The sequence below is a fragment of the Arthrobacter sp. I3 genome (genome assembly GCF_000520575.1).
Classification (GTDB): domain Bacteria; phylum Actinomycetota; class Actinomycetes; order Actinomycetales; family Micrococcaceae; genus Arthrobacter; species Arthrobacter humicola_A.
In genome coordinates, this window is the sequence record NZ_KI914916.1 from 156,072 (window position 1) to 165,943 (window position 9,872).

Annotated in this window: 9 protein-coding genes and 3 pseudogenes; 4 read left to right on the forward strand and 8 right to left on the reverse strand. The window is 67.6% G+C overall.

Annotated features, from left to right (window positions below):
* Positions 1 to 57: 57 nt before the first annotated feature.
* Both Y706_RS0108800 and Y706_RS0108805 read right to left on the reverse strand, forming a co-directional pair.
* Positions 58 to 1,344: an FAD-dependent oxidoreductase gene (locus Y706_RS0108800; RefSeq protein ID WP_028276313.1), complete on the reverse strand. Its 1,287-nt coding sequence runs from the start codon at positions 1,342 to 1,344 to the stop codon at positions 58 to 60.
* Entirely contained in the window at positions 1,337 to 2,662 is a 1,326-nt protein-coding gene (locus Y706_RS0108805; protein WP_028276314.1) for an MFS transporter, read from the reverse strand. The genes Y706_RS0108800 and Y706_RS0108805 overlap by 8 nt, the downstream gene beginning before the upstream one ends.
* Before the next feature lie 49 nt (positions 2,663 to 2,711).
* On the opposite strand from Y706_RS0108805, the gene Y706_RS0108810 reads away from it, so the two are divergent.
* From Y706_RS0108810 to Y706_RS24470, 4 genes and pseudogenes are all read left to right on the forward strand, one after another.
* Positions 2,712 to 3,533 (forward strand): IclR family transcriptional regulator, encoded by an 822-nt coding sequence (locus tag Y706_RS0108810; RefSeq protein WP_028276315.1) that lies wholly within the window; start codon positions 2,712 to 2,714, stop codon positions 3,531 to 3,533.
* Positions 3,534 to 3,652: 119 nt separating this feature from the next.
* Entirely contained in the window at positions 3,653 to 4,807 is a 1,155-nt protein-coding gene (locus Y706_RS0108815) for a cupin domain-containing protein (RefSeq protein WP_028276316.1), read from the forward strand.
* On the forward strand, positions 4,807 to 5,643 hold the full coding sequence (locus Y706_RS0108820; protein ID WP_028276317.1) for a fumarylacetoacetate hydrolase family protein: 837 nt from the start codon (positions 4,807 to 4,809) through the stop codon (positions 5,641 to 5,643). Before Y706_RS0108815 ends, Y706_RS0108820 begins: the two co-directional genes overlap by 1 nt.
* Positions 5,643 to 6,439: pseudogene (locus Y706_RS24470) on the forward strand (maleylpyruvate isomerase family mycothiol-dependent enzyme). Before Y706_RS0108820 ends, Y706_RS24470 begins: the two are co-directional and overlap by 1 nt.
* Before the next feature lie 78 nt (positions 6,440 to 6,517).
* Here the strand turns inward: Y706_RS24470 and Y706_RS0108830 are convergent.
* The 6 genes and pseudogenes from Y706_RS0108830 to Y706_RS28000 all read right to left on the reverse strand — a co-directional run.
* Positions 6,518 to 7,981, reverse strand: a complete 1,464-nt coding sequence (locus tag Y706_RS0108830; protein ID WP_253906735.1) for an MFS transporter — start codon at positions 7,979 to 7,981, stop codon at positions 6,518 to 6,520.
* An 84-nt stretch (positions 7,982 to 8,065) separates the two neighbouring features.
* A complete protein-coding gene (locus tag Y706_RS0108835) occupies positions 8,066 to 8,539 on the reverse strand; it encodes a MarR family winged helix-turn-helix transcriptional regulator (protein WP_173403064.1) in 474 nt (157 codons plus the stop codon).
* A 35-nt stretch (positions 8,540 to 8,574) separates the two neighbouring features.
* Positions 8,575 to 8,952, reverse strand: a complete 378-nt coding sequence (locus Y706_RS24475; RefSeq protein WP_253906742.1) for a hypothetical protein — start codon at positions 8,950 to 8,952, stop codon at positions 8,575 to 8,577.
* Positions 8,953 to 9,031: 79 nt separating this feature from the next.
* Positions 9,032 to 9,151 (reverse strand): annotated as a pseudogene (locus Y706_RS30095) (TetR family transcriptional regulator); the annotation flags it as partial.
* Positions 9,118 to 9,486, reverse strand: coding sequence for a TetR/AcrR family transcriptional regulator (locus Y706_RS30100; RefSeq protein WP_253906736.1), 369 nt, complete (start codon positions 9,484 to 9,486; stop codon positions 9,118 to 9,120). The gene Y706_RS30100 and the pseudogene Y706_RS30095, both read right to left, overlap by 34 nt.
* A gap of 28 nt (positions 9,487 to 9,514) precedes the next feature.
* Positions 9,515 to 9,872, reverse strand: a pseudogene (locus Y706_RS28000) (NAD(P)/FAD-dependent oxidoreductase); the annotation flags it as partial.

Consider the following 9,872-nt stretch of genomic DNA (forward strand, 5'->3'; position numbering starts at 1 on the left):
GCCGGCCCGGAGCTCGCAACGGGTCACCCAATGACGGCGCCCGGCCCGGAGCCCGGATCAGGCGGAAATCTTGTCCGCCATGGCGGAGTGTGCCGCGCGGGCCGCCGGCACGCCGTCGCCGTCCTGGCCGTACAGCCAGTCGTTGTACCGGAAATCGTTGTCCATCCGGCTCTTGAAAAGCAGATTGCGCAGCGTCCGGGCCAGCCCGGAGACGTGCCAGGATTCGCCCCAGACGCGGGCGGTTCGCTGGACCCTGGCGGTGCGGCCGGCGCGGAGGTTGTTGAATTCCTTGATCGCGCCGTCCCAGGCTGCGGGGTTGACGCCGTCGGCAGTGAACACGGTGCCGTTGGTGACGTCCTGCAGCACTGCTGCGTCCTCGAGCGCCTGGCAGGCGCCCTGGGCCAGGTACTGCAGCATCGGGTGCGCGGCGTCGCCCATCAGCACCATCCGGCCGGCCACCCAGTTTTCGATCGGATCGCGGTCGTACATGGGCCAGCGCATGCTGGTGCCCAGGTTTTTCAGCGCAGCCTGGACGGCGGGGACGCAGTCCTTGTACGCGGCCTCGAGCTCGTCGACTCCCCCGTACTGCTCCTCGCCGCGCTCAAAGGAGGCGGACTTGAAAACGGCCACGGTGTTCAGCAGCTCGCCCTTACGCAGCGGGTACTGCACGAGGTGGCAGTCCGGTCCGAGGTAGACAATGACGTCCTCAAGGTCCGCTTTGGGTGTGTGTTCGGTAATGGGCACGGTGCCGCGGTAGGCGACGTAGGCTGAGGGGACCGGCTCGTCGCCGGCAACGAGCGGGCGCAGGGTGGACTTGAGCCCGTCGGCGCCGATGACGACGTCGGCCTCGTAGTCCACACCGGCGGCCGTGTGGGCCACTCCCCTGCCGTTCACGGTTTCCACACTCTCGACCATGACATCGTTGACCAGTTTCACGCCCGCCGCTTCGCAGCCCTCGAGCAGGACCCGGTGCAGGTCGCTGCGGTGGATCACCACGTAGGGCGCACCGTAGCGTTCCTCGAATTCCCCGCCGAGGCTCTGGCGCGTGAGCTCCTCGCCGCTGACGGCGTCGCGGAAGACCAGGTGCTTGGGCTGGACGCCAATCTCCAGGGCCTTGTCCAGCAGGCCCCAGCGCTTCAGGACGCGGGAGGCGTTGGGCGCCATCTGCAGCCCGGCGCCGACCTCGCCGAATTCGGGGGCCCGCTCCACGAGGGTGACGTTGGCGCCGCTTTCCCGCAGCGCGAGGGCTCCTGCCAATCCGGCCATTCCCCCTCCGATGACGAGGACATCGGTGGACGAGCCGTCGGTGGACAGGAAACTGGTGGACGGGACGTGCTCAGACATTGCTTGCTCCTGTTAGTGAAGGGGAGGTTGAGGATTTTGATTTGAGTTTGAGCCCGACGGCGGCCAGCAGGACCGCTGCTATCGCGGCTGCACCGGCGAAGGCCAGGAAATTGGAATTGACGCCCAGTCCGGCAGCCAGCAGGAGGCCACCGATCTGGGGTGCGGCGACGGCGCCGATGCGTCCGGTCCCCAGTGCCCAGCCCAGCGCGGTCCCACGCAGGTGCCCGGGATAGTGGCTCGCGACGGAGGCGATGATGAGGCACTGCGTGCCGTGGGTGCCGACGCCGGCGAGGACCAGCATGAGGTACACGACGGTGACCGGCGGTCCCGCAACCAGGACCACGAGAGCGCCGGCGGCGACGGCGGCCGCGGCGATCGCCGTCGGAATCGGACCGAAGCGGGTCCCGGCCCAGGCCGTGATGACCGAGCCGGCCACCGCACCCAGGTTGAGGGCCAGGGCGAAGGTCAGGGCGGAGCCCAAGTTGTAGCCGGCCAGCTGCATGAGGTTGGGCAGCCAGGTTCCCAGCCCGTACCAGGCGAACAGGGTAGCGATCGTCGCGAGGGCGAACAGCAGGCTCACCCCCAGGTAAGGGGCGCGGAGCAGGGACTTGAAGCCGATCGGCTCTTTGAGGTTGCGAGTTCCCCTGCCCGCGGCACTGACCGGGGCCAGCGTCTCGGGCAGGTATTTCAGTCCGAGAGGCACCACGATCATCAGTGCGAGCACGGCCACGAGGAACATCGACTCCCAGCCGAAGGCAGGGATCAGCTGGATGCCGACGAGGGCGGCGATGGACCCGCCGATCGGGACGCCGGACATCATCAGGGTGGCGATGGTGGACCGCCACTTAGTGGGGACCAGTTCGGCAACGAGAGCGTTCGCCGAGGGCACCAGGCCACCGAGTCCGATGCCCGCCAAGAGCCGCAGCCCCCCGAAGACGGCCGCATTGGGGGCGAAGGCGCAGAGGATGGTGAAAATCGAAAAGACGATGGCACAACCCAGGATGGTGCGGCGGCGGCCCCACGAGTCGGCCATCCGGCCGGCGAAGATCGCCCCGATCATCATGCCGACGAAAGCCATGGAACCAATGGTCCCGGCGGTGGCCTTGGTCAGCCCCCATCCGGTCGCGGAGATCAGGGAGGACTGGACCGTGCCGTAGACGATCAGGTCGTAGCCATCGAAGACCACCAACAGCCAGCAGACCAGGACGGCGGCTGCCGAGCCTTTGGAGAACCGTGATGCAGGCCCACCAACGGTTGAGGGGGCAGGGGCCCCCGGCGAAGACCGTTGCGGCACTGCAACAGATTGTGTGTGATTCATGCCACTCACTGTCCTAGCCGCCGCAGGTGAACCACAATACAATTCTGATGTGCAGAACAACCCATCCTCCAGAGCGGCCCGCAAGCCCGTCCAGAAACGGCCCACCTATTCCATCGAGGCGGTGGACAACGCGCTGCAGCTCCTCCAGCTGCTCCGCGACGGCGGAGCACTCCGGCTCAAGGACGCCGCCGAGGAGCTGGGCGTGGCGCCGTCCACCGCCCACCGCCTGCTGGCGATGCTGGTCTACCGGGGTTTCGCCGTGCAGGATGAAACCCGCCGCTATGTCCCCGGCCCTGCAATGGGCGTCGGGCCGGCCGGCCTGAGCTGGACCCGGCTGCTCCGATCCCTGGCCCAGCCGCACATGGAGCTTCTCTCTGCACGGCTCAACGAGACGGTGAACCTCATGGTCCGGGTGGGCACGAAGGTGCGCTTCCTGGCGACGGTGGAAGGGAACAATGTGCTGCGGGTTGGTGACCGGCAGGGGACGGTGATGGCCGCCAACAAAACGTCTGGAGGCAAGGCCATGCTCGCCGAACTGGAACCGCCGATGATCGACCAGCTCTTTCGCAGCAACAATGCCGAGATTGGCGGGGACACCATTGCGGTCGCGGAGTACCCGGCGTTCCTGCGCGAGCTTGAATCCGTCCGCAGTAACGGGTTCGCGGCCAATTTCGAAGGCACGGAAGAGGGCGTGAGCGCGCTCGGGATGGCCCTGCACAACCGGCACGGGCACGTGGTCGGCGCACTCAGCGTCGCCACCCCCGCGACCCGCTTCCGCCGCGTGTTTGACGCCGGGCTGGTCCCCGCCCTGCGGGAAACCTGCCGGCAGCTGGAGATCGACATCGCGGCCAACCCGGCCGAGCCGGACTGAGCAACGCGGCCGCCCGGTTCCGGGAATTCTGACCAGCAGAATATGCTGGGGGTCACACACCGGCGTCCGTAGAGTCGAACTACGCCAAAGAACTGTTCTGACCTACCGAGGAGGCCCACGTGTCCATCAGCGCCGAGAACACGACTCACGAATCAGTGGCCGCGGGGCACACTGCTCCGGAGCCGACGCCCGAAGAAGCTGCCCAGCTCAAAGAGCTGTACCGGGATTTTGACCGCGAAAACCTGATCCCGCTGTGGACCGAGATCGCAGACCTCATGCCAATGGTCCCGTCGCCGAAGGCGGTGCCGCATGTGTGGCGGTGGAGTGACCTGTACCCGCTGGCTGCCCGTGCCGGCGATCTGGTCCCGGTGGGCCGGGGCGGGGAACGCCGGGCCATTGCCCTGGCGAACCCGGGCCTGGCCGGGACCCCGTACGCCACACCCACGCTGTGGGCGGCCATCCAGTACCTCGGCGCCCGCGAAACGGCCCCCGAGCACCGGCACTCGCAGAACGCCTTCCGCTTCGTCGTCGAGGGCGAAGGCGTCTGGACTGTGGTGAACGGGGACCCGGTGCGGATGTCCCGCGGGGACTTCCTGCTCACGCCGGGCTGGAACTTCCACGGCCACCACAACGACACCGACGAGCCGATGGCCTGGATCGACGGCCTGGACATCCCCTTCGTGCACTACGCTGACGCCGGGTTCTTCGAGTTCGGCACCGAGCGCGTCACCGACGAGGCCACCCCGGACATCTCCCGTTCCGAGCGGCTCTGGGCGCACCCGGGCCTGCGCCCGCTCTCGGGCCTGGATGACACCACGAGCTCCCCGATCGCGGCCTACCGCTGGGAACACACGAACCGGGCGCTGGCCGAGCAGCTGCTGCTCGAGGACGAGGGCCACCCGGCCACCGTGTCCCAGGGCCACGCCGCCGTCCGCTACACCAACCCCACCACCGGCGGGGATGTGATGCCGACCATCCGGGCCGAGTTCCACCGCCTCCGCGCCGGGGCCAGCACCGCAGCGGTCCGCGAGGTCGGCTCCAGCGTCTGGCAGGTCTTCGAAGGCTCCGGCTCCGTGGTCCTGAACGGCGAAACCCGGACCCTGGCCAAGGGCGACCTCTTCGTTGTCCCGTCCTGGGCCGAGTGGTCCCTGCAGGCCGACCTGCAGGCCGGGGCTGACTCTCAAACGGAGTTTGACTTGTTCCGCTTCAGTGACGCCCCCATTTTTGAACGGCTGAACTTCAACCGCACCTACATCGAAGGACGCAACAAGTAATGAGACTCCTCACCCTCCGCACCTCTGTTGGAGACAAAACAGTAAATAAGGCTGTCCGCCAGGACGGCGACACCCTGACCGAGATCGACGGCTTCGCCGACGTCGGAGAACTCCTCCGCTCAGAAGGCTGGGAAGCGACGGCGAAGGCAGCGGCCGGCGCCACGCACCCTCTCGAGGGCGCCGACCTGGACGCCGTGGTCCCCTCCCCCGGCAAGATCATCTGCGTGGGCCACAACTACCGCAACCACATCAAGGAAATGGGCCGGGAAGTCCCCGAGTTCCCCACCCTGTTCGCCAAGTACGCCGAATCCCTGATCGGCCCCAACGATGACCTGGCCCTGCCGCAGGAATCCGACGCCGTGGACTGGGAAGCCGAACTCGCCGTCGTGATCGGCAAAAAGGGCCGCCGGATCAGCGAAGCGGACGCCGGAGACCACATCGCCGGGTACGCCGTGCTGAACGACGTGTCCATGCGCGACTACCAGTTCCGCACCATCCAGTGGCTGCAGGGCAAGACCTGGGAAAAGTCCACCCCGTTCGGCCCGGCCCTGGTCACCAAGGATGAGTTCAGTGCCGGGCCGCTGATGACCTCCGCGGTCGACGGCGAAGTCCAGCAGAGCACCCCGACCGGGGATCTCGTGTTCACCCCGGAGTTCCTGGTCTCCTACATTTCCACGATCATCACGCTGAACCCCGGTGACGTGATCGCGACCGGCACCCCCGGCGGGGTGGGCCACGCCCAGGACCCGAAACGCTACCTGCAGGAAGGCCAGCTCCTGGTCACCACCATCGAGGGACTGGGCCAGCTGAAGAACCGCGTCATCAAGGAAGCCTGATGGTGGCCCGCCAGGACCAGACGACGGACCCGGAAGTGCTCGCGGCGCTGCTGCAGGCACGGCGCGGCACGGCGTTCTTCGCCCGCAAGCTCAACGAGCTCTCCGACGCCGAACTCGACGGCGACTCGCTGCTGCCGGGCTGGACCCGCCGCCACATCACCGCGCACATCGGTTACAACGCCCGGGCGATCGCCCGGCTCATCGAGTGGGCGGCCACCGGGGTGGAGACCCCGATGTACGCCTCCACGCAGGTCCGGGACCACGAGATCGACTTCGGCGCCACGCTGAGCCCGATCGCGCTGCGGCACCTCTTCGACCACTCCGCCGTGCACCTGAACGTCGAATGGCGTGACCTGCCCGAGGATGCGTGGCAAACGTCGAATGGCGCGACCTGCCCGGGGATGCCTGGCACCACACGGTCCGCACCGTCCAGGGCCGCGAAGTCCCCGCCACCGAAACCGTCTGGATGCGCAGCCGCGAAGTCTGGATCCACGCCATCGACCTCGACAACGGCGCGAGCTTCGCCGACATCCCCGCACCCGTGCTCGAACGGCTCCTTAACGACATCACCGGCGCCTGGCACACCCGCGGCACCGACAAAGACCTCCTCGTCAAGGTCACGGACCGCGGCCTGACCTTCGGGGACACGGCGTCGGACTCCCCCACCCTGGTCACCGGACCCCTGGCCGCCGTCGTCGAATGGGCCGCCGGCCGCGGCAACAGCGGCGTCACCGCCACCGGGCCCGGCGCTGAAGCGAATGACGGGACGGTTCCAGCCGCCCCGAAGTGGATTTGAGCCCCGGTTAAACGGCCGCAAAGCGGAAGGCCCCCTCGGCGAGGGGGCCTTCCGCTTTCGTGCCTTTACCTTGTGGGCTCAGCCCAGGTGCACGACTGGAGTATCGCCAGCTGATCCGGTGAACGTCTCGCGGTCGATGTTGATGAGCAGCAGGGCTACCGGGGCAATCAGGACCGCGACGCCGGCGGCCCAGAGGAACACCATCGCATAGCCTGCAGAGAGGCCCGCCAGCGTTACGCCACCGGCCGTGGCTGCTGCGGCGATGGTGCTGAACAGGGCGATGCCGAGGGAGCCGCCGATCTGCTGCGAGGCGTTGACCAGCGCGCTGGCCACACCGGAGTCATCCTGGTCCACGCCGAACAGGGCAAGGTTCTGCATGGGCACGAACACCATGCCCAGCCCGATGCCAAGCAGAAGCAGGGCGGGGAGCATGTTGACGAAGTAGCTGCCCTCGGCGCTGACCTGGGTGAGCCACAGCATCGCAGCCGCCATGAACACGGGCCCCACTGCCGTCGGGATTTTGGGCCCCAGTTTCGGCAGGTTCTTCGCGACGAGCGCTGCCGTGATGATGACCGCAACCGTCATCGGCAGCGAAGCCAGCCCGGCGAGGAACGGAGCGAAGCCGAGCACGATCTGGATGTAGAAGTTAATGAACAGGATGCCGCCAATGAGGACAGCTCCGGTAAGGAACGACGCCAGGAAGGCGGCCGCGCGGTTTCGTTCGGTGGCCACGCGCAGTGGCAGGAGGGGGTGCCTGACTTTGGTCTCGACCAGGACGAAGAGTGCCAGGAGAACTGCGCCGGCGGCAATGAAGCCCCAGGCTTCGGGGGCATCCCAGCCGTGCTCGGCGTTGGTGAAGCCGTAGACAAGGGATCCCAGGCCGAGGGCTGCCAGAATGACCCCGGGCCAGTCGTACCTGGTGGACCCCTGGGCCTTGCTTTCACTGACCAGTGACCACACGCCGAAGAAGGCGATGGCGGCAATCGGCACATTCACGAAGAAGCACCAGCGCCAGGACACGTGTTCGGTCAGGAAGCCGCCCAGCAGAACACCGGCGGCGGCACCCACCCCGGTGATGGAACCGAAGATCGCGAACGCGGTGCCGCGGTCCTTTCCGCCGGGGAAGGCGACGGTCAGGAGCGCCAAGGCTGCCGGGGCGAGCAGCGCAGCGAACACGCCCTGCAGCGCGCGGGCGCCGATCAGCTCCCAGGGCTGCTGGGCGATGCCGCCGACCAGGGACGCTGCGGCGAAGCCGACGGCGGCCACAAGGAAGGTCCGCTTGCGGCCCCGGAAGTCGGCGATCCGCCCGCCGAGCAGCAGGAAGGCGCCGAACGCCAGCGCATAGGCGGTGACCACCCAGGACCGCGTCGAGTCGCTGATGCCCATCTCGGCCTGGAGCCGCGGCAGTGCCAGGTTCACGACCGTGCCGTCCAGCACCACCATGAACTGCGCAAGGGCGAGGAACACCAGCGCCCACCAGCGTTTCCCTGGCCTGCTTCCCCGCCGGACGACTGCTTCTTCCACCTGTGTTGCCATACCCATGTCCCATCCTCCAAAGTAGTAATACTTATAAAAGTATAACTATCAAGGACGACGCGTCATGACCGTTGCAAGGGGTGATGTGGGTTACTCGGGCTCGGACAGTATCGAGGCGAGGCGCTGCAGGGCCGGGAGGCTGGCGGCAATTTGCTCGCGCTCTTCAGGCAGCAGCCGCGAACTGGCCGACTCCAGCGCCTCCGCCCAGGCGCCCTCGAGCAGCGCCTTGATCCGCTGGGATTCGGCCGTGGGGTGGAGGGCGACGTAGCGCTTGTCCGCGGCGTCGCGGATCCTGGTGACGAGGCCTGCGGCGACCAGCTCACGCAGCTGGACGCTGACGTTGCTGAACTGCCGGCCCAGACGGGAAGCGACTTCCGCGACGGTGATGCCGGGGTGGCTTTCGATAACGCGCAGGATTTCCAACACGCCGTTGGACAGCGGCCGCACGCCGGTGTCATTGTGCGATTTGCGCCGGACGTCGGAGGAAATGTCGATCACGGCGACGGCCAGGGCCCGGTGGTCGGCGGCCTTGTCCAGCACTTCACCTGCGCCAATACTTTCCATTCCATAAGCATAGGCGTCCGTCTGCGAGGGCAGGCCTAGCCTTCGTCGCAGAGCAGGTGATACCAGTTATCCGCGAGCACCTCGAGGGCGTGTTCGCGGTTTGGTTCGAACTTGCGCCGCGTCCAGAGCGTGGCCACGTAGTCGAGCGAGGTGAAGGCCAGGGTGCCGCGAATGTGGTGCGTCTCCTCCGGGAAGCGCCCTGCCAGCTCCATTCCGCGCACAAGGTCGGAGATGACCTCCTCATGCCACCCCTCGACCAAGGCGCGCACTTCGCGATCGACGGCGGCGGCCTCCTCCAGCACGTCGAGGTACGGGCGGAAGACCGGCCAGAGCGCCGCCCGAGACTCCAGCCAGGCCAGGATGCCCGCCAGCTCGCCCGCGCGCACGACGTCGACGAGCTCGGCCGCGGTCATTGACGCGGGCCATGAAGTCCCGCATCAGGTCGCTGCGCGTGGGGTAATAGGCGTAAAAAGTCACCCGGGTGGTGCCGGCCGCAGCGGCGATCTCATCGATCGTCGTTGCGGCATAGCCCTTCTCGGTGAAGAGTTCCAGGGCCCGTTCGACGATCACGTCGCGGGTCAGCTGCTTCTGGGCTTCTCGCAACGACGACATGGATCAATCCTAACGGTGTTGCGCGGCGTCAGGCGCGGGCGGGCGCCGCCGCACGCAGCGCGGCCGGACCGGCGTCGGCGAACCGGCGCAGCTTGGGGATGGGGATCCGGTAGTTGAGCGCGGCGGCGGTGCCCATTGACGCGGGCCATGAAGTCCCGCATCAGGTCGCTGCGCGTGGGGTAATAGGCGTAAAAAGTCACCCGGGTGGTGCCGGCCGCAGCGGCGATCTCATCGATCGTCGTTGCGGCATAGCCCTTCTCGGTGAAGAGTTCCAGGGCCCGTTCGACGATCACGTCGCGGGTCAGCTGCTTCTGGGCTTCTCGCAACGACGACATGGATCAATCCTAACGGTGTTGCGCGGCGTCAGGCGCGGGCGGGCGCCGCCGCACGCAGCGCGGCCGGACCGGCGTCGGCGAACCGGCGCAGCTTGGGGATGGGGATCCGGTAGTTGAGCGCGGCGGCGGTGCCGTAACCGTCCCCGTTGTCCCAGCGAAGCAGCATCGAGTCCTCGCCCCCGCCGGGCTCGCAGTAGTCGGGAGCCCCGACAACCGGCGCGAAGCCCGCCGACTTGAGCGAGAGGCCGAAAGCCTCCGTCCAGAAGTACGGCTGGAAATCGAACTCGGGCGCCGCGTCACCCTTGAGCAGGCCGACGCCGGCGATCCTGGCCTGGTCGATGGCGCTGGTCCACAGGGGCACCCGTTCCACCCCGCGGCGGGTCGGG

Bases quoted from the DNA above. Each gene is read 5' to 3' on its own strand.
- Y706_RS0108800 (WP_028276313.1), bottom strand. From the start codon at position 1,344: ATGTCTGAGCACGTCCCGTCCACCAGTTTCCTGTCCACCGACGGCTCG.
- Y706_RS0108805 (WP_028276314.1), bottom strand. From the start codon at position 2,662: ATGAATCACACACAATCTGTTGCAGTGCCGCAACGGTCTTCGCCGGGG.
- Y706_RS0108820 (WP_028276317.1), top strand. From the start codon at position 4,807: ATGAGACTCCTCACCCTCCGCACCTCTGTTGGAGACAAAACAGTAAAT.
- Y706_RS0108830 (WP_253906735.1), bottom strand. From the start codon at position 7,981: ATGGGTATGGCAACACAGGTGGAAGAAGCAGTCGTCCGGCGGGGAAGC.
- Y706_RS0108835 (WP_173403064.1), bottom strand. From the start codon at position 8,539: ATGGAAAGTATTGGCGCAGGTGAAGTGCTGGACAAGGCCGCCGACCAC.
- Y706_RS24475 (WP_253906742.1), bottom strand. From the start codon at position 8,952: ATGACCGCGGCCGAGCTCGTCGACGTCGTGCGCGCGGGCGAGCTGGCG.
- Y706_RS30100 (WP_253906736.1), bottom strand. From the start codon at position 9,486: ATGTCGTCGTTGCGAGAAGCCCAGAAGCAGCTGACCCGCGACGTGATC.